Origin of the sequence: Niallia sp. Man26 (assembly GCF_022049065.2) — a bacterium.
In the GTDB taxonomy this organism is placed as follows: Bacteria; Bacillota; Bacilli; order Bacillales; family Cytobacillaceae; genus Niallia.
In genome coordinates, this window is record NZ_CP095743.1 from 37,907 (window position 1) to 57,335 (window position 19,429).

Consider the following 19,429-nt stretch of genomic DNA (forward strand, 5'->3'; position numbering starts at 1 on the left):
GAGAATAACATGACAAGAGGTATTTTTATAACAATGGAAGGGCCAGAGGGCGCCGGAAAAACAACCATTTTAGAGATGCTGTATAAACACTACAAAGACAAAGGCATCAAGATTGTAAAGACAAGAGAGCCTGGAGGAATTAGGATTGCCGAAAAAATCCGCGAGATTATATTAAACCCTGACCATACAGAGATGGATGGAAAGACAGAGGCGTTATTATATGCTGCTGCTAGAAGACAGCATTTAGTTGAAAAGGTTATACCAGCATTAGCAGAAGGCAGTATTGTTCTTTCTGACCGCTTCATAGACAGTTCTCTTGCTTATCAGGGTTATGCCAGGGGGATAGGCATAGAAGAAATATGGAAGATAAATGAGTTTGCCATTGGCGGTGTAATGCCTGATTTAACCCTGTATTTTGACCTTGATCCAGAACTAGGGCTAGCAAGAATAAATAAATCAAATGAACGGGAAATAAATAGGCTTGATCTAGAGCAATTGGATTTCCATAAGCGTGTCCAAGCAGGATATTACAAAGTTATCGAGAAGTTTCCTGAAAGGCTGCATAAACTAGAAGCTTCACAAAGCATAGAGGATGTATTTGAACAAGCTCAACAAGCCATTAATCAGGTATTGAACAGAAACAGGTAAAGTGAGCTTTCATTTTTCCATTTATATATGCCTGTTTAATTATTTATTGTTATAATAGGAAAAAGCAGTAATTCTGGTAAAACTATAATAAAGGGGTTGGATAAAATGAAGTTAATTTTAACAGTAATCCAAGATAAAGACAGTGCTAAGTTATTGAATGCCCTTGTAGAACATAACTTTAGAGCTACTAAATTAGCTAGTACCGGGGGATTTTTGAAATCTGGGAATACAACCTTTATGATAGGGACAGAAGATATACGCGTGGAAAAAGCTTTGCAAATAATAAAAGAAAACTGCCAATCACGTGATCAGTTAGTTGCCCCTGTTTCACCTATGGGAGGAAATGCTGATTCGTATGTACCGTATCCTGTTGAGGTGGAGGTAGGTGGAGCAACTGTATTCGTGCTGCCTGTTGAACAGTTCAAGCAATTCTAAGGCTTAAGAATATGGTTGGAACTTAAATATATTACCTCTATATATAAAGGATTTTTTTAATGATGCTTTTATCGGAGGAAAAAAATGAAAATAAATAAAGACATTCGTGTGAGTACAGATGCTACTAAGCAAGAGATAAAAAGCGGACAAGTGGAAACGAAATTTAGGGAGCTTGTCACAAGGCAGAGTGAAAAGCTTCAATCTGGTCAACTGCAAACATTGATAAAGAGTATAGATGATACTGGCAACAGATTGGGCAGGTCACAAAATCTTAAGGATTTAAACAAGTTCAAATCGCTGGTCAAGCAGTTTGTAAAGGAAGCAGTAGATTACGGCATCGGATTGAAAAAAGATAAATCATGGGATCACTTCGGACAAGGCCGAGATTTGAGTGTTGTTCAGGTTGTGGATGAAAAGCTTGTCGAGCTTACTGAAGAAGTGATGAGTAAAGAAAAAAACAGCCTGAACATTTTAGGGAAAATAGGAGAAATTAAAGGCCTATTAATTAATATATATATGTAAGAGAGTGATCGTGTTGATAAAAACATGGGAACAGCTTGAACAGGAGCAGCCAATTGTTCTAAGAATGGTCCGAAACAGTCTGAAAAAGGACCGACTTGCACATGCTTATCTGTTTGAAGGAATGAGAGGAACTGGCAAAAAGGAAGTCAGCCAAATTCTTACGAAAAGCATACTTTGTACAAGGTTAATAGACGGTTATAAGCCTTGTGAGGAATGCTCTAATTGCAAACGAATAAATAACAGCAACCATCCGGACGTACATATTGTCGAACCGGATGGTTTGTCCATAAAGAAAAACCAGATTCAAAGCCTGCAGGAGGAGTTCTCCAAAACAGGGGTAGAATCAAAACAGAAGATTTATGTAATTGTACATGCTGATAAAATGACTACGAATGCAGCAAACAGTCTGCTGAAATTCCTGGAAGAACCACATGCAGAAACTACAGCAATCCTTTTGACTGAACAAATACATCAGATTCTCCCAACCATTTTATCGAGGTGCCAAGTCTTATCCTTTACTCCTCTTTCCCCAATAAAAATGCAGGAGCAGCTTATAGCAAATGGAATGAAAGCAAGTGGAGCGCCATTAATTGCGCAGATCACTAATGATTATGATGAAGCGTTTCGACTAAGTTCTGATGAATGGTTTGTACAAGCGCAAAAAATAGTGGTAAAATTGTATATGACTCTTAAAGGAAATCCTTTAGAAGCATTAGTTGCCCTTCAAAGAGAGTGGTTTGTTCATTTCAAAGAGAAAGATCAGTATGATAGGGGATTGGATTTACTGTTGCTGCTGTTTAAGGATTTATTATATATTCAACTAGGCAAGCAGGAGCAAATAGTCTATATAAATGATCGGCAACAGTTAGAAGAGCTTGCGCTTAAATCATCATCCCAAATGCTGACAGAGCAAATGACGTCCATCTTTGAAGCTAAACGAAAGCTGCAGGGTAATATGAATCCACAGTTATTGATGGAACAGCTTGTATTGAAGCTGCAGGAGGGATCTTCAGTTGTATAATGTTGTAGGAATCCGCTTTAAAAAAGCTGGAAAAATATATTACTTTGATCCGAATGATATGGATATCCAAAAAGGGGATTTCGTAATCGTAGAGACAGTGCGTGGAGTGGAATATGGAAAAGTTGTCATTGCTCCCAAGCAGGTTGACGAAAATGATGTAGTCTTACCTCTTAAAAAGGTACTCCGAGTCGCGGATCAGAAAGACCAATTAATTGTAGAGGAAAACCGGATTGCGGCAAAAGAAGCATATGAAGTTTGTTGTGAGAAGGTCAATCTGCATGAGTTAGATATGAAGCTTGTAGATGTAGAATATACATTTGATCGCAATAAAGTAATTTTTTATTTTACCGCAGACGGCAGAGTCGATTTTCGTGAACTCGTAAAGGATCTAGCTTCGATTTTTAGGACTAGAATTGAGCTGCGCCAGATTGGTGTTCGCGATGAGGCAAAAATGCTGGGCGGCATCGGTCCATGTGGTAGAATGCTTTGCTGTTCAACATTTTTAGGCGATTTTGAGCCAGTATCAATTAAAATGGCTAAAGACCAAAATCTTTCCCTAAATCCAACCAAAATATCAGGACTTTGCGGCAGACTTATGTGCTGTCTTAAATATGAGAACGATGAATATGAGTCTGCAAAAGAACAGCTTCCAGATTTGGGTGAGTGGATTAATACACCTGATGGAAGAGGTAAAGTAGTAGGTTTAAATATATTAGAACGTGTACTCCAAGTGGAAATTTCTGAACAAGAACGAGTGCTTGAATATACATTAGAAGAAATACTGCAAAAAGATACTGTTTCAGTTCAATCCACGGACTAATGAGGTGGCAGAGTGGATAAAAAAGAAATTTTTGATTCAGTAATTAATATGGAGAGTCAAATCGGCCATTTATATCAGCAATTAGGTGAGCTAAAGCAGCATGTGGCAGAACTGATTGAAGAAAATAATACATTGAAGCTGGAAAACGAAAATTTAAGAAGACATTTGGAGAGCCAGTCACAAAAAGAGAAGGAACAAAAGGAACAGACGAAAAAGAAAAATCGAAAGTCCACCAAGATTTTGGAAGAAAAGAATATGGATATTGGCGAAGGATATGACAATCTAGCGAGGCTTTATCAAGAGGGTTTTCATATTTGTAACCTTCATTTCGGAAGTCCAAGAAAAGATGGAGATTGTTTGTTCTGTCTATCCTTCCTTAATAAAAAATAGGGTGTGTCCTTCTAAATAGGGCACCCTATTTTTTTAGCTGTTAATGATTACAGCAAGATAATTAGAGAATGATTATGATAATATTTGCTTAGGCTAGTATTATGGAATACATATATAAATGGAGGTAACAAATTGGTTCAGCTAGTAGGAGATGAAAGGCTTGATTACTTGTTGGCAGAGAAGCTTAAGATTATTCAAAGTCCAACTGTGTTTTCGTTTTCCTTAGATGCCGTATTATTGGCAAACTTTGCAACTGTTCCTATTGCGAAAGGAAAAATTGTAGATCTTTGCAGTGGAAATGGTGTAATTCCGTTATTTTTAAGTTTGAGAACGAGAGGCTCTATAATAGGAGTGGAAATTCAGGAACGGTTATATGATATGGCTTGCAGAAGTGTTGCCTATAATAACTTAGAAGAAAAAATAAAGATGGTAAATGGTGATATTAAAGAAGCTCCTGCGCAGCTTGGGTTTGAAAAATATGATGCTGTTACTTGCAACCCTCCGTATTTCCAAACAGATTCTGTTGATGAAAGGAATACAAACGAACATTTGGCTATTGCACGACATGAGATTCTTTGCACGCTTGAGGATGCAATTCGAGCTGCAAGTCAGCTTGTTAAGCAGGGAGGAAAGGTTTCATTTGTGCACAGACCAGGAAGACTGCTTGATATTATTACATTAATGAGAGCATATCGACTAGAGCCAAAGCGGATAAGGTTTGTATATCCAAAGGAAGGAAAAGAAGCAAATATCCTGCTAGTCGAGGGAATAAAGGATGGCAAGCCGGACTTGAAAATACTGCCCCCTTTATATGTGTATAAAGGGTTAAATGAGTATACAGAGGAAATGAGCCGAATTTTGTATGGAGACAGCTAATCATTATTTTTATGTCTTACTTTGCAGAGATAATACTTATTATGCTGGATACACAAATAATCTGGAAAAACGCATTAAAACACATAATGAAGGAAAAGGCGCCAAGTATACTAGGGCAAGAAGGCCAGTCCAGTTAATTTATAAGGAAGTTTTTACAGATAAATCTCAGGCTTTGAAGGCAGAATATGCTTTTAAACAATTGAGCAGGAAAGAAAAAGAGTCTTATATGAGGAAGGAAATTGGTGTTGAACATGTGGCAGCAAAAAAGCTATAAGAATGATAATGGTCTTCTTTATTTAGTCCCTACTCCAATAGGCAACTTGGAAGACATGAGTTTTCGGGCTGTAAGAATTTTGAAAGAAGCAGATGTAATTGCAGCAGAGGATACGAGGAATACAAAGAAACTGTGCAATCATTTTGAAATAACGACCCCAATCGTAAGCTATCATGAACATAATAAAGAAACGAGCGGCCGCAAGCTGATTGAATCATTGCAAGCTGGTAAAACAATAGCCTTAGTCAGCGATGCTGGAATGCCAACCATCGCAGACCCTGGGTATGAGCTTGTAGTGGCAGCAGTAGAAAGCAAGCTTCCTGTCGTTCCACTGCCTGGTGCAAATGCAGCCTTAACTGCTTTAATAGCATCAGGTTTGCCGACACACCCTTTTTATTTCTATGGTTTTCTTAACCGACAAAAAAAAGAGAAGAAAAAGGAGCTAGAGGCATTAAAGAAAATTTCTGGAACTGTATTGCTATATGAATCTCCTCACAGGTTAAAGGAAACCTTACAGTTGATTAGAGAAATTCTCGGCAACAGAAATATCTCCCTTTGCAGGGAATTAACAAAAATCTTCGAGGAATTTATCAGAGGAACAGTAGATGAAGTTATCGAATGGGCAAATTCAGATGAGATACGAGGCGAATTTTGCATCGTTATTGAAAAGGGAGCTGCAGAAGAGGATCAGGACGAGCAATGGTGGATGAACTTAACAATTGTTGAGCATGTAAATCATTATATTGAAACAGATGGCCTGCAGGCAAAAGAGGCAATTAAGCGTACAGCTGTCGACAGAAGCATGCCAAAGCGGGAAGTATACCAAGAATATCATATAGATTAAAAAAAGCATGGAGCTCATCCCTTGAGCTGCCATGCTTTTTTATTATTACTTAGAAAGTTCAAACGAACTTTTGATTTCATTTATAAGCTGTTCTGCACCTTCACGGCTTAGGATTAGTTTACCGCCTGCTAATGACAGGTTATCATCAGAAACTTCACCAGTAACTTGGCAAGTCATGTTAGGTTTATATTTTTTCAAGATGATTTTTTCATCATCCACATAAATTTCTAAAGCATCTTTCTCAGCAATTCCTAATGTACGTCTTAATTCGATAGGTATTACAACACGACCTAATTCGTCAACTTTACGAACAATTCCAGTAGATTTCATTTCCTTTTCTCCTCCCGATGAACCTTATATATATTTTTTTCGCTAATATTCGACAAATTTCTTTGTTTGTATATATAATACCAGCCATTCCCATATACGTCAATTATTTTATTTTTAAATTGAGATAATTCCAGGAAAAACCTATATTTATAGGTTAAACAGCATATTATATATACTTTTAATACCAAAATAAGTGTATAAATGTAAAATGAATTAGAGCCAAAATTGAGAAATGTATTAAAGAGAATTCGACAAAACTCAACATTTTAATGTCGAATCAGCCATTCATTATAGTGAACAAAAATGAGGAGCAGAGAAGCATGCGGCCAGTTGCAAAAACTTTGGATTTTGGGTATATTTTGATGGTATGTAAGGGCACAATGGCAATGATTAGCTGCCATTTTTTATGGCATTTCTTCATTATGTAAGGAAGTCTACAAATATACCATAAAATTTCCGATGCAATTATATGTCTTGTAGTTTTAAGATTAGTGTAAGTATTGATACAATAAGAATTATGCATATTACATAGCATTATTGAATTAGGAGGGAAAAAACGTTGAAAGAGCAAGAAACTTTCTATATAACAACCCCAATATATTATCCTAGCGGGAATCTTCATATTGGACATGCATACACAACGGTTGCTGGGGATGCAATGGCTAGATATAAGCGATTAAAGGGCTTTGATGTTCGTTATTTAACTGGGACTGATGAGCATGGCCAAAAAATCCAGCGAAAAGCAGAAGAAGCAGGTATTACGCCTCAACAATATGTAGACGGAATTGTTGCAGGAATAAAAGAACTTTGGGATATGATGGATATCTCATATGATGATTTCATCCGTACGACAGAAAAAAGACATACAGAAGTAGTTAGCAAAATGTTCCAAAAACTTGTCGATCAAGGTGATATTTACTTGGATGAATATCAAGGATGGTACTCTGTTTCTGATGAAACATATTATACAGAACTTCAGCTTGTAGACCCTGTATATGATGAAAATGGTAAAGTCATCGGCGGAAAAAGCCCTGACAGTGGTCATCCTGTGGAGCTTGTAAAAGAAGAATCCTACTTCTTCCGTATGGGCAAGTATGCAGATCGACTTCTGAAGTTTTATGAAGAGAATCCTGGGTTCATTCAGCCAGAATCACGCAAAAATGAAATGATTAATAACTTTATTAAGCCAGGCCTTGAAGATCTAGCTGTTTCCCGTACAACATTTGACTGGGGAATTAAAGTTCCTGGAGATCCAAAACACGTTGTATATGTTTGGATTGATGCGTTGTCCAATTATATTACAGCACTAGGATATGGTTCAGATAACGATTCACTTTATCAGAAATTCTGGCCTGCAAATGTCCATTTAGTTGGGAAGGAAATCGTACGTTTTCATACAATTTACTGGCCAATCATGCTGATGGCATTAGATTTGCCGCTTCCTAATAAAGTGTTTGCTCATGGTTGGATTTTGATGAAAGACGGAAAGATGTCCAAATCAAAAGGCAATGTTGTTAATCCGGTAACATTAATTGAAAGATATGGACTTGACGCATTGCGTTATTATTTACTTCGTGAAGTGCCATTCGGTTCTGACGGTGTATTCACTCCAGAGGGATTTGTTGAAAGAGTGAATTTTGATTTAGCGAATGATTTAGGAAACCTGTTAAACAGAACAGTTGCTATGATCAACAAGTATTTTGACGGAGTTATTCCTGAATACAAAGGTTCTGAAGGTGGCTTTGAAAAGTCACTAGTAGAAGCTCATCAGGAAACGAAAGCACTGTACGAGAGTCATATGGATAATATGGAGTTTTCGGTTGTGTTAACGAATTTATGGCAGCTTGTCAGCAGAAACAATAAATATATTGATGAAACTCAACCATGGGTATTGGCGAAGGAAGGAAAAACGGATGAGCTTGCAACAGTAATGGTTCATCTAGCTGAATCCTTAAGACGTATTGCTGTCCTTTTAAAACCATTCTTAACAAAAACACCGGATAAGATCTTCCAGCAGCTGAATGTTCAGGAAGAACAGTTAAAAACATGGGCAAGCCTTGACCAGTTCGGTGTAATCCCTGCAGGAACAAAGGTAGAAAAAGGAGAACCTATCTTCCCAAGACTTGATATCGCAGAGGAAGTAGAATACATCAAAAAAGAGATGCAAGGACCTGCTGCTGAAGAGAAGAAGGAATCACAGCCGACTGAGAAGCAAGAAGTTCCTGAGTCGGAAGAAATTACTATTGATGATTTTATGAAAGTGGATTTACGAGTAGCGCAAGTTCTTCAGGCAGAACCTGTAAAAAAAGCAGACAAGCTGCTGAAGCTTCAACTGGATTTAGGTTATGAGCAAAGACAAGTAGTCTCAGGTATTGCTCAATATTATAAACCAGAGGAATTAGTCGGCAAAAGAGTAATTTGTGTTACAAATTTGAAGCCTGTTAAGCTGAGAGGAGAATTATCTCAAGGTATGATTCTTGCAGGTAGCCAAGATGGTGTTCTAGCACTTGCTTCTGTTGCTGAATCGCTTCCATTAGGCTCAAAAGTTAAATAAAAACTGGTTGAAAAACATAGGAATTGCACTTAAGATGCATATTTCTATGTTTTTCTTTCAAAATAGAGGATATTTAGTCAGCAAGTTGGGGAATAGAAACTAAACATGAATAATTATGGATAAAGAAAGGGTTTCATTATGTTATTTGACACACATACACATTTAAATGCAGAACAATTTAATGACGATTTAGAAGAAGTAATCGGCAGGGCAATGGAAGCTGGAATGGAAAAAATGATCGTAGTCGGCTTTGATCGTCCAACGATTAAAAGGGCCATGGAATTAATCGAGCGGTATGATTTTATATATGCAAGTGTCGGCTGGCATCCTGTTGATGCAATTGACATGACTGAGGAAGATTTAGAATGGATTGAATCATTGGCTAAACATCCAAAAGTTGTAGCAATTGGGGAAATGGGCTTAGATTATCACTGGGATAAATCACCAAAAGATGTCCAAAAGGAAGTATTCAGAAAGCAAATTCACTTGGCAAAAAAAGTGAAGCTTCCAATTGTTATTCATAACAGGGAAGCAACTGCTGATATTGTTGAGATTCTCAAGGAAGAAGGCGCAGCGGAAGTTGGTGGAATTATGCACTGCTATGGAGGAAGTGTCGAGACTGCAAAGGAATGCATCGACATGAATTTTTATATCTCATTAGGTGGGACTGTCACTTTTAAAAACGCTAGAAAGCCGAAGGAAGCAGCAGCAGCAATTCCGTTGGACAAGCTGCTTATTGAGACAGATTGCCCTTACCTTGCGCCAACACCACATCGCGGCAAAAGAAATGAACCAAGCTATGTGAAGCTTGTAGCAGAAGAAATCGCAGCAATAAAAGGAATTAGTTATGAGGAAGTTGCTGCCAAAACAACAGAAAATGCAAAAAAATTATTCGGCATAAAATGATAAGAGATGGTGTCGAATCATTGAAAAGCTTGTCCTAATATTACTTTGTTCTAAGAAGTTCTACATTGCTTCCTTTTCTCATAGAATGTTCATGTCGAGATTTCTTTCTTTCCTTTCATGGAGTTTTTTTGCATAATAGGAGATACGTTCAAAGAATGTAGAAGGGTTGACAGCAGACACGATACTCTATATAATCACTCCGAGAGAAAAGGAGGCGTTTTTCATCGTAATCCAAAACATGAAAAGCCTGTTTTCCAAGTCTTTGAGCAGAAAGAAATGGCCCATTATTATTGCTAGCTTCATAGTTTTTCTAAGTGGTTTAGGATTTGTTGTTTACGAATCAACGAAAAAAACTGTGGCGCTGTCATTAGATGGGAAAGAGAAGGTCATCGAAACGCACTCATCCACTATTCAAGATATATTTGATGAACTTGATATTGCCATACGCTCAGAAGATGAGGTGTTTCCCACGTTAGACACAAGAGTGGCTGACGAGATGGAGGTTGTTTGGAAGCAAGCAAAACAGGTTGAATTGAGCAAAGACGACGAGAAGAAAACGGTATGGACAACAGCAGAAACGGTTAAGGAGTTTCTCGAGGAACAAAAAATCTCTTTGAATGAACACGATAAGATCAATCAAAAGCAGAATAAGCATATAAAGAACAATATGGAGATTGTTGTACATACTGCATTTCCAGTTACACTAGTAGACGCAGGATCGAAAAAAGAACTATGGTCCACTTCGACTACGGTCGCTGACTTTTTAAAACAACAGGAGATATCACTTACGAAATTAGACCGAGTTGAACCAGATCTAAAGGAAGTAGTGAACAAGAAGGACGTTGTAGAAATTACACGTATAGAAAAGGTCACCGATGTAGTGGAACAACCGATTAATTATGCTGTTGTTACCCAAAAGGATGATAGCCTTGAAAAGGGAACAGAAAAGGTACTAAAGGAAGGTAAAAACGGTCTAAAGTCTAAAACCTTCGAAGTTACTCTAGAAAACGGCAAAGAAGTTTCGAGAGAACTGCTTAGTGAAAAAGAAGTTAAGGAAAAACAGGACAAAGTAGTTGCAGTAGGCACAATTGAAGTTACGCAAATTGCTTCCCGCGGTGAAGATGCCAGCGAAGAAGGCACAGAACTTTACGTTAACTCAACAGCTTATACAGCCAGCTGCAATGGATGCTCGGGACATACTGCTACTGGAATTGACCTCAAATCAAATCCGAATGCAAAAGTAATTGCGGTTGACCCAAGTGTTATTCCGTTAGGAACAAAGGTATATGTTGAAGGCTACGGATACGCGGTAGCCGGTGATACAGGCGGTGCTGTGAAAGGTAAGAAAATCGACGTCTTTTTCCCGACGAAGGCAGAAGCCTATCGATGGGGAAATAAACAGGTAAGAATTAAGATTTTGAAGTAACCTTTTTTAAAGCTTCTTACATGCATGTGTTTGTTAGTGTCTGCAAAAACCTAATACACATTGAACATCTACTATTAGCACATCTTTAACAGAGGAGTTATTCCTCTGTTTTTTTCTTTTGAACGGATTTTGTTGAAAAGAAAAATTTGAGCTATAATAACCTTTAGAATTTCATTTAACTCTTTTCTATAATATATAGACGTTTATTGTTACAAAAATGTTTCATTTTTTTTGCAAAACTTAAATTTTTTTTTGGAGGCTTCATGAAACTTAGAGAAATCATTGTAGTGGAAGGAAGAGATGACACTACCGCTGTCAAAAGAGCAGTCGATGCTGATACAATTGAAACAAATGGTTCTGCCATCAATAAGGCAACAATTGAGGCAATAAAGCTGGCTAATGAAACGAGAGGAGTCATAATACTGACTGATCCAGACTTTCCTGGCCAAAAAATAAGAAATACAATAGAAAAGCACATACCTAATTGTAAACATGCATTCATTGCAAAGGAAAAGGCATTGCATAAGCATGGAAAGGGTGTTGGTGTAGAACATGCCTCAGTGGAAGTGATTAGAGAGGCGCTCAAAGAAGCCCATCACATGGAAGAAAGCATTATAGAGCAAATTACTAAAGAGGACTTACTAGATGCACAGCTGATTGGCGGACCTGGATCGAAGGAGCGAAGAGAAAAGCTGGGCAAGATATTAAAAATAGGGTATACAAATGGCAAACAGCTTCATAAAAGGCTGATGATGTTTAACATCTCCAAGCAGGACTTTGCAGCAGCGGTTAATGCTATTTGGCAGGAGGAAAAAGATGTATAAAGATATAGCAACACCAGTAAGAACAAAAGCTATCTTAGAGAAATATGGATTTTCTTTTAAAAAGAGTCTTGGTCAAAACTTTTTAATTGATACGAATATATTAAGAAATATTGTAGACCATGCAGAGTTGTCGGAGTCTTCAGGTGCAATTGAGGTTGGACCAGGAATTGGTGCATTAACAGAACAGCTGGCAAAGCGTGCAAAAAAAGTTGTTGCCTATGAGATTGACCAGCGTCTGTTGCCTATTTTGAGCGAAACGCTTGAGCCATATCCGAATGCTAAGGTGATCCATTCGGACGTACTGAAGGCAAATGTAAAGGAAATGATTGAGGAAGAATTCGCAGGTATTGATGATATTATGCTTGTGGCTAACTTACCTTATTATGTAACTACTCCAATCATTATGAAAATTTTGGAGGAGAACTTGCCGCTGCGCGGAATTGTCGTGATGCTCCAAAAGGAAGTAGCTGACCGTATATCAGCTCGTCCAAGTACGAAGGAATATGGTTCCCTATCAATAGCGATTCAATATTACACAGTTCCAGAGGTTGTAATGATCGTGCCTAAGACAGTATTTGTACCACAACCGAATGTCGATTCTGCTGTTATCAGGCTGACGATTAGGGAAAAGCCTTTAGTTGCAGTTAAAAGTGAGGAATTCTTCTTCCGAGTGACTAGAGCTAGCTTTGCTCAACGGAGAAAAACCATTTTAAATAATTTAACAAGCCAGCTTGAAAATGGTAAGGAGAAAAAAGAAGCGATTATAGCTGCCCTTGAAACTGCTGGAATTGAGCCTTCCAGACGAGGAGAATCTCTTTCTATTGAAGAATTTGCTGCACTTAGCGATGCGCTGTATGATTCGTTTTAAACCGTTAATAAACATTGAAGGACCGGCCCTTTTAATTGAGGGGCCGGTTTCTTTTTTATAGGTGACAGGTGAGGGGGTAAATTGTTCCTCACATCTTTCTGGACTTTTGCATAGTTTAATGAGAGGTAGATAAGAAACATTAGCCCATTCATTAGGCAGGGCGTACTGGAGTGACGACTAGTGAGCATAAACATCATGGATATCGTCGGCAGAAAATCCTATCATTGTGATTTAGCTTTTCGAATTATTGATATAAAGGAAGAAAATGGACGCAAATATGCTGTTTTGTATGGGGAGGATTTCCGTCTCATTGCAGACGCTCCTTTTGATGACTTAATTTCTATCAATAAGCCGATGCAGAGAAAGATGGCGCAAGAGATTCAATTTTTAGAGGAACAATCATTAGCACTATTTAGGCAGGATGTAAACCTGCTGAAAAGGAAACAGGAGTATTCTTCTACAGATGCTTACAGTAAACCAATTAACTATTTTCAAATGCCTGGGAAGGTATTGCATTTGGATGGAGATCCTAACTACTTGAAGAAATGCCTTGATCTATATGAAAAAATAGGAATTCCTGTAACGGGGGTTCATTCTAATGAGAAGGAAATGCCGGGTAAAATCGGGAAGCTCCTTGAGTATTATCGGCCGGATATACTTGTAGTAACCGGCCATGATGCTTATTCTAAGTCATTAGGAGACAAGAAGGACATAAATGCGTACCGCCATTCTAAATATTTTGTGCAAACAGTTATGGAAGCAAGGCGGAGAGTTCCACATCTGGATCAGCTTGTAATTTTCGCAGGAGCTTGCCAATCGCACTTTGAATCCCTTATACATGCAGGAGCAAACTTTGCAAGCTCTCCTTCAAGGGTCAATATTCATGCTCTAGATCCTGTGTATATTGTAGCGAAAATAAGCTATACACCATTCATGGAAAGGGTAAACGTTTGGGATGTGCTGCGAAATACGCTCACAGGGGAAAAAGGGCTTGGTGGTATTGAAACAAAGGGAGTGCTGCGCACAGGCATGCCGTTTAACACGAATGCATCTGAATAGTCTAAGGACTTAAGAAAAGTGTATAATACAGAAAAATCACGATATAGATAACAGGTTTTCTCGAAAAGAGGGAGCTTGTTTTTTTTATTTAGAAAGGCTCCTTTATAAAAAAAACTTTAATACATAATTATGGTAGAATGGGAAAAAATAAAATTGTTGAAAAATAGAAGAAAAATAAGAATAAAAAATATTGACAACTTCTAAAAGAGACTGTTATAATTTATATTTTTGTTTGACTCTATTGTGTCAGTGTGATATACTTTACACAGTGAGGTGGACCGAAAATGGCAAAAACATTATCAGATATAAAAAAAGCTCTTGATTCGAATTTAGGGAAAAGATTGATGCTGAAGGCTAATGGCGGTCGTCGTAAAACGATTGAACGTTCAGGTGTATTGGCTGAAACATATCCCTCTGTGTTTGTGGTAGAGTTAGATCAGGATGAAAATGCATTTGAACGGGTATCGTACAGTTATGCAGATGTTTTAACAGAAACGGTTCAAATTACCTTCTATGAAGATACATCAGGACAAGTTGCTCTAAGCTAATATATATTGTAGAGACTAGCAGTTACCACGTGGTTGCTGCTTTTTTCATGGGGAAAATCTGTGATAACTGGAAATAGAAACAGTACATGAAAAAAAAACAGGGTTACATACTATAACTACCGTGAATAATGAAAGGAGAGGTTTAAGGTTGAGTAGACGAAGAGGAATTATGTCAGAAGGGCTAAAAGAAGAAATTGCAAAAGAACTAGGTTTTTATGATGTTGTCCAAAAGGATGGATGGGGCGGCATCCGAGCTAAGGATGCTGGGAACATGGTCAAGAGGGCAATTGAAATCGCTGAGCAGAGTCTTCTAAATAATCAAAAGTGAATTTTGATTCCTTTAAATTAAATCCTGTTTACAAAAATTAACTATCAAGGATTTATTCACGGCATCAGGTTTAACTCTGCACCCTTTTCACTATAGGGAAGGGTGTAGGGTTAGGTCTTTTTTTGCACCTTTTTTCTAACAAGTAAAAAAGCTAGGAAACGAGCGGAAAAAACATAAATGATTCTTAGTATTTTGCTTTAAATGACATATTTTATGGTAAAATCACTATAGCCATAAAATGCTGTGAATTTATTCATTAAACATAAAGCAATCAATAGTTTGCTTCTTTGTTTTTTGTTTCATACATAGAAGAATTGGGTTATTATATCAGTCATTCTTTTTATTTCCTATTGTGTGGTACAATAGGACGAAAAAGCGGACTTATGAAAATGTTAAGTAGGTGGAAATATTGAAGCTTTTGGTGAAGGCACCAGCTAAAATTAACTTATCGTTGGATGTATTGAGTAAAAGGCCGGATGGCTATCATGAGGTAGAAATGATCATGACAACCATTGACCTTGCAGACAGAATTGAACTTATTCTGGAAGAGAAGGATTCCATAAAGATAAATTCCCTTAATCGATTTGTACCCGATGACCAAAGGAATCTTGCTTATCAAGCAGCAAATCTATTAAAGAAAAAGTTTAATGTTAAAAAGGGAGTTACGATTAAAATTGAAAAGAACATCCCGGTTGCAGCAGGACTTGCAGGGGGAAGCAGCGATGCTGCAGCAGTATTGAGGGGTCTAAACAAGCTGTGGGACCTTCAATTGACCCTTGATGAGCTTGCTGAGATTGGAGCGGAAATCGGCTCTGATGTGAGCTTTTGTGTATATGGGGGCACGGCCCTCGCAACTGGCAGAGGAGAAATGATTAAGGAAATCCCTGCTCCGCCTATTTGCTGGGTAGTGTTGGCCAAGCCCTTTATAGGCGTGTCTACAGCGGATATTTACAAAAAGTTGAATGTCTCGCAAATTAATCACCCTGATACTGAAGGTATGATTGAGTGCATTCGCACAGGCGATTATGAAGCAATGTGCAATAATGTCGGGAATGTACTAGAAGATGTAACGTTAAATCTGTATCCTGAGGTGGCTCAAATAAAGGACCAGATGAAAAAGTTCGGGGCAGATGCAGTATTGATGAGCGGCAGCGGTCCGACTGTCTTTGGATTAATCCAGCATGATTCAAGAATGAACCGTGTATATAATGGATTAAGAGGTTTTTGCGACCAAGTATTTGCAGTCCGCATGATGGGGAATCGTCATACCCTTGATTAAATCCGTATAATACTGTAATATTAACTGTAAAATATTCGGATTTTTGGAGGTTCGCCTTATGAAATTTCGTCGTAGTGAACGTTTAATAGACATGACGAATTATTTATTAGAGCATCCAAGGCAATTAGTTTCCTTATCTTATTTTTCCGAAAGGTATGGTTCTGCTAAATCTTCCATCAGTGAAGACTTAGCGATAATAAAAGAAACCTTTGAGGAAAGAGGAATAGGGATTCTGCAAACATTGCCAGGTGCTGCAGGTGGCGTGAAATATCACGCTAAAGTTAATGAAGAGGAAGCAAAAGCATTCATAGAGGAGCTCTGTCAATTAATAATGAAACCTGACAGGCTGCTTCCCGGTGGATATCTTTATATGACAGATATTCTAGGAGATACGGCTCTTGTACAAAGGGTAGGGAAAATCTTTGCGTCTGCTTTTGCTGAAACAAATATTGATGTTGTCATGACAGTGGCAACAAAAGGGATCCCGCTTGCCTATGCTGTTGCTTCATTCTTGAATGTTCCAGTTGTGATGGTAAGAAGGGACAGTAAAGTAACGGAAGGATCAACAGTGAGCATTAATTATGTATCAGGCTCATCCAAGCGGATTCAAACGATGGTTCTTTCAAAACGAAGCTTAGAGCAAGGCTCCAACGTACTTATTGTCGATGATTTCATGAAGGCAGGCGGCACAGTGAATGGCATGATCAGCCTATTGGATGAATTTAATGCTAACGTTGCCGGTATTGCCGTCTTGATTGAGGCGGAAGAAGCGGAGGAAAGGCTTGTTGATGATTATTTGTCATTGGTAAAACTTTCTGGTGTGGATGTTAAAGAAAAGAAAATATCTGTTGAAGTTGGAAATTTTTTTGATAAGAACCAATAGGGGGATAATGAAAATGAAAATTGTACAAACAAATGATGCGCCAGCAGCAATTGGTCCATATTCTCAAGGAATTATTGTCAATAACATGTTCTACAGCTCCGGCCAAATCCCTTTGACTGCAGAAGGAGAATTAGTTACTGGTGACGTACAGGAACAAACACACCAAGTATTTAAAAATCTTGCAGCGGTACTGAAAGAAGCAAATGCTTCTTTTGAAACTGTCGTGAAAGCTACTGTTTTCATTAAAAACATGGATGACTTTGCAGCAATTAATGAAGTGTACGGTCAATATTTTAATGTACATAAACCAGCACGTTCTTGTGTAGAAGTAGCAAGATTGCCTAAAGATGTACTAGTTGAAATGGAAGTAATCGCATTAAGTAAGTAACTTTAGGTAGGAATATGTTAGTTTTTGTAACTAAAGTTAGCGTTTTTTAGGATTTTATCTTAAATATTCTAAAAAATTTTGCTGATTAAGAAGGAGTTATGGAAATTCTGTTGAATTACTTAACTAGATTTTATCTTCTAGTAAAGGTGGTGAACAGAATGGAAGTAACTGACGTAAGACTACGCCGAGTCAATACGGATGGACGAATGAGAGCCATTGCCTCTATTACTCTAGATAATGAGTTTGTTGTTCACGATATTAGGGTCATTGACGGAAATAACGGTTTATTTGTCGCAATGCCTAGCAAACGGACACCAGATGGTGAATTTAGGGATATTGCTCATCCGATTAACTCCGGGACAAGAGGTAAAATCCAGGAAGCTGTTTTAACAGAGTACCACCGTTTAGGTGAATTAGAAGTTGAATTTGAAGAAGCTGGTGCTTCCTAAAGAATAATGAGCAGCTAGAGCCTACTTCCGAAGAGTAAGGCTCTTTTTTTTGCGACTACAGATAGTTGAAGCATAATTTTATATAGATATAGAAATAATTTGCACATGTGAATTATTACAGTGGAAAAAAGGTAAGCGGATTCTTAGCATCCGTAAGAAAAGTAAATAAAAAAATCATTGATGAGAAACCCTTATACACCTTATTATTTCAGCTGTTTTTCATATATTTGGATACAAACATTCCTTGAAATCATGCTGTAATTAGGATATATTTTTAATGGATAAAAAGGTTAAATTGGAGGCCCGTTAATGATAAATCGATACGCAGTGATTTTGGCCGCAGGACAAGGAACAAGAATGAAGTCTAAGCTATATAAAGTGCTTCATCCAGTTTGCGGCAAGCCGATGGTGCAGCATGTAGTCGATCAAGTATCAAAGCTTCAAATGGAGCGTATTGTAACTGTTATAGGCCACGGTTCGGATCAAGTTAAAGCACAGCTTGGAGATAAAATCAGTTATGCTTATCAGGCTGAACAGTTAGGAACTGCACACGCAGTTATGCAGGCTAAGGAGTTTCTTCAAGATAAAGAAGGAGTCACAGTCGTTGTTTGCGGCGATACACCTTTGATTACATCGGAGACGTTAGAGGCTCTTTGCAGTTATCATTTAGAAGTTTCCGCTAAAGCAACAGTATTGACTGCAGTTGCAGACGACCCGACAGGTTATGGACGGATTGTACGGAACGATATTGGTGAAGTTGAAAAAATTGTTGAACATAAAGATGCTTCGGATGACGAAAAGAAAATTGTCGAAATAAATACTGGTACGTACTGTTTTGATAATGCAGCTCTGTTTGAGGCATTGAATAATGTCACAAATGAAAATGCTCAAGGGGAGTACTATTTGCCTGATGTCATTGAGATTTTCAAAAAACAAGGTGAAATAGTATCTGCATATAAGACAGAGGACTTTAATGAGACGATTGGCGTGAATGACCGGATTGCATTGGCTGAAGCTGAAAGACTCCTTAAGAAACGTGTCAATGAAGCTCATATGCGCAATGGTGTCACGATTGTAGATCCATCAAATACTTATATCGGCACAGATGTTACGATTGGAAATGATACGGTCATCTTGCCAGGCACAATAATTTCAGGGCAAACAGCTATTGCTTCCGATTGTGTTATTGGACCAAATACGGAAATAAGCAATTGTGTTATTGGAGAAAATACTGAAATCAGGCAATCTGCTGCATTTGACAGCAAAATTGGTTCGAATGTAAATATTGGACCTTTCGCCCATATCCGTCCTGCCTCCGCTATAGGTGATGACGTGAAAATAGGTAATTTTGTTGAAATCAAAAAGGCGGAATTTGGGGACAGAAGCAAAGCTTCCCATTTAAGCTATATCGGTGATGCGACAGTTGGCAGTGATGTCAATATAGGCTGTGGTACGATAACAGTCAATTACGACGGCGAAAATAAGTTTTTGACAACCATAGAAGATGGTGCATTCATTGGCTGTAATTCCAATTTGATAGCACCAGTCAAAGTAGGCAAAGGAGCTTACGTTGCAGCTGGTTCTACTATTACAGATGATGTTCCAGCGGATGCGTTATCCATTGCACGGGCCCGACAAGTTAATAAAGATGAGTACGTGAAAAAGTCAAAGCAAGATTGAAAGAAGTAAAAAGTGGAATAAGAGGGAATTAATCCTGTCTTATTCCTTGCTGAAATTAGGACAAGCTATTAATTAGG

The 19,429-nt window shown here is 38.0% G+C and carries 23 protein-coding genes; 22 read left to right on the top strand and 1 reads right to left on the bottom strand.

Translation table 11 applies throughout. The annotated features are described in order from the left end of the window. Positions 1-9 precede the first annotated feature (9 nt). The 9 genes from tmk to rsmI all read left to right on the top strand — a co-directional run bounded on the left by tmk (position 10) and on the right by rsmI (position 5,830). Positions 10-648: a dTMP kinase gene (tmk, locus tag L8T27_RS00190; protein ID WP_237940507.1), complete on the top strand. Its 639-nt coding sequence runs from the start codon at positions 10-12 to the stop codon at positions 646-648. A 105-nt stretch (positions 649-753) separates the two neighbouring features. Next, the gene (locus tag L8T27_RS00195) at positions 754-1,083 is read left to right on the top strand and encodes a cyclic-di-AMP receptor (protein WP_127742579.1); all 330 of its coding nucleotides are present in this window, start codon (positions 754-756) and stop codon (positions 1,081-1,083) included. An 84-nt stretch (positions 1,084-1,167) separates the two neighbouring features. Further along, complete coding sequence (locus tag L8T27_RS00200; protein WP_233318827.1) at positions 1,168-1,605, top strand: YaaR family protein; 438 nt, start codon at positions 1,168-1,170, stop codon at positions 1,603-1,605. Between the two features lie 13 nt (positions 1,606-1,618). Beyond that, positions 1,619-2,626: a DNA polymerase III subunit delta' gene (holB, locus tag L8T27_RS00205; protein ID WP_233318825.1), complete on the top strand. Its 1,008-nt coding sequence runs from the start codon at positions 1,619-1,621 to the stop codon at positions 2,624-2,626. Then, positions 2,619-3,446: a competence/sporulation regulator complex protein RicT gene (gene ricT, locus L8T27_RS00210; protein WP_233318824.1), complete on the top strand. Its 828-nt coding sequence runs from the start codon at positions 2,619-2,621 to the stop codon at positions 3,444-3,446. Before holB ends, ricT begins: the two co-directional genes overlap by 8 nt. A gap of 12 nt (positions 3,447-3,458) precedes the next feature. After that, positions 3,459-3,836, top strand: a complete 378-nt coding sequence (gene yabA / locus L8T27_RS00215) for a DNA replication initiation control protein YabA (protein WP_233318822.1) — start codon at positions 3,459-3,461, stop codon at positions 3,834-3,836. 132 nt (positions 3,837-3,968) lie between these two features. Next, positions 3,969-4,712, top strand: a complete 744-nt coding sequence (locus L8T27_RS00220) for a tRNA1(Val) (adenine(37)-N6)-methyltransferase (RefSeq protein WP_233318819.1) — start codon at positions 3,969-3,971, stop codon at positions 4,710-4,712. Continuing rightward, the gene (locus L8T27_RS00225; protein ID WP_237940508.1) at positions 4,699-4,986 is read left to right on the top strand and encodes a GIY-YIG nuclease family protein; all 288 of its coding nucleotides are present in this window, start codon (positions 4,699-4,701) and stop codon (positions 4,984-4,986) included. The genes L8T27_RS00220 and L8T27_RS00225 overlap by 14 nt, the downstream gene beginning before the upstream one ends. Next, positions 4,964-5,830 (top strand): 16S rRNA (cytidine(1402)-2'-O)-methyltransferase, encoded by an 867-nt coding sequence (gene rsmI, locus L8T27_RS00230; RefSeq protein WP_233318836.1) that lies wholly within the window; start codon positions 4,964-4,966, stop codon positions 5,828-5,830. Before L8T27_RS00225 ends, rsmI begins: the two co-directional genes overlap by 23 nt. Before the next feature lie 45 nt (positions 5,831-5,875). Here the strand turns inward: rsmI and L8T27_RS00235 are convergent, their stop codons facing one another. Continuing rightward, positions 5,876-6,160 (bottom strand): transition state genes transcriptional regulator AbrB, encoded by a 285-nt coding sequence (locus tag L8T27_RS00235; RefSeq protein ID WP_233318815.1) that lies wholly within the window; start codon positions 6,158-6,160, stop codon positions 5,876-5,878. A gap of 559 nt (positions 6,161-6,719) precedes the next feature. Here L8T27_RS00235 and metG point away from each other — a divergent pair. The 13 genes from metG to glmU all read left to right on the top strand — a co-directional run bounded on the left by metG (position 6,720) and on the right by glmU (position 19,352). Continuing rightward, positions 6,720-8,714, top strand: a complete 1,995-nt coding sequence (metG, locus tag L8T27_RS00240) for a methionine--tRNA ligase (RefSeq protein WP_237940510.1) — start codon at positions 6,720-6,722, stop codon at positions 8,712-8,714. A gap of 138 nt (positions 8,715-8,852) precedes the next feature. Continuing rightward, positions 8,853-9,620 (top strand): TatD family hydrolase, encoded by a 768-nt coding sequence (locus L8T27_RS00245; protein WP_233318811.1) that lies wholly within the window; start codon positions 8,853-8,855, stop codon positions 9,618-9,620. Between the two features lie 238 nt (positions 9,621-9,858). After that, positions 9,859-11,046, top strand: a complete 1,188-nt coding sequence (locus L8T27_RS00250) for a resuscitation-promoting factor (RefSeq protein ID WP_233318834.1) — start codon at positions 9,859-9,861, stop codon at positions 11,044-11,046. Positions 11,047-11,309: 263 nt separating this feature from the next. Next, entirely contained in the window at positions 11,310-11,870 is a 561-nt protein-coding gene (gene rnmV, locus L8T27_RS00255) for a ribonuclease M5 (RefSeq protein ID WP_233318809.1), read from the top strand. Then, the gene (rsmA, locus tag L8T27_RS00260; protein ID WP_233318806.1) at positions 11,863-12,738 is read left to right on the top strand and encodes a 16S rRNA (adenine(1518)-N(6)/adenine(1519)-N(6))-dimethyltransferase RsmA; all 876 of its coding nucleotides are present in this window, start codon (positions 11,863-11,865) and stop codon (positions 12,736-12,738) included. The genes rnmV and rsmA overlap by 8 nt, the downstream gene beginning before the upstream one ends. A gap of 180 nt (positions 12,739-12,918) precedes the next feature. Continuing rightward, entirely contained in the window at positions 12,919-13,797 is an 879-nt protein-coding gene (yabG, locus tag L8T27_RS00265; protein ID WP_192486456.1) for a sporulation peptidase YabG, read from the top strand. A gap of 284 nt (positions 13,798-14,081) precedes the next feature. Continuing rightward, positions 14,082-14,345: a biofilm formation stimulator Veg gene (gene veg, locus L8T27_RS00270; protein WP_192486457.1), complete on the top strand. Its 264-nt coding sequence runs from the start codon at positions 14,082-14,084 to the stop codon at positions 14,343-14,345. A gap of 148 nt (positions 14,346-14,493) precedes the next feature. Next, positions 14,494-14,673 (top strand): small, acid-soluble spore protein, alpha/beta type, encoded by a 180-nt coding sequence (locus tag L8T27_RS00275; protein ID WP_192486458.1) that lies wholly within the window; start codon positions 14,494-14,496, stop codon positions 14,671-14,673. A gap of 409 nt (positions 14,674-15,082) precedes the next feature. Next, positions 15,083-15,952, top strand: coding sequence for a 4-(cytidine 5'-diphospho)-2-C-methyl-D-erythritol kinase (gene ispE, locus L8T27_RS00280; protein WP_192486459.1), 870 nt, complete (start codon positions 15,083-15,085; stop codon positions 15,950-15,952). A gap of 58 nt (positions 15,953-16,010) precedes the next feature. Then, a complete protein-coding gene (purR, locus tag L8T27_RS00285; protein WP_192486460.1) occupies positions 16,011-16,835 on the top strand; it encodes a pur operon repressor in 825 nt (274 codons plus the stop codon). A 13-nt stretch (positions 16,836-16,848) separates the two neighbouring features. Then, positions 16,849-17,223: a RidA family protein gene (locus L8T27_RS00290; protein WP_233318805.1), complete on the top strand. Its 375-nt coding sequence runs from the start codon at positions 16,849-16,851 to the stop codon at positions 17,221-17,223. A 158-nt stretch (positions 17,224-17,381) separates the two neighbouring features. Then, a complete protein-coding gene (spoVG, locus tag L8T27_RS00295) occupies positions 17,382-17,672 on the top strand; it encodes a septation regulator SpoVG (RefSeq protein ID WP_101658244.1) in 291 nt (96 codons plus the stop codon). Between the two features lie 309 nt (positions 17,673-17,981). Then, entirely contained in the window at positions 17,982-19,352 is a 1,371-nt protein-coding gene (glmU, locus tag L8T27_RS00300; protein ID WP_192486462.1) for a bifunctional UDP-N-acetylglucosamine diphosphorylase/glucosamine-1-phosphate N-acetyltransferase GlmU, read from the top strand. Positions 19,353-19,429 lie beyond the last annotated feature (77 nt).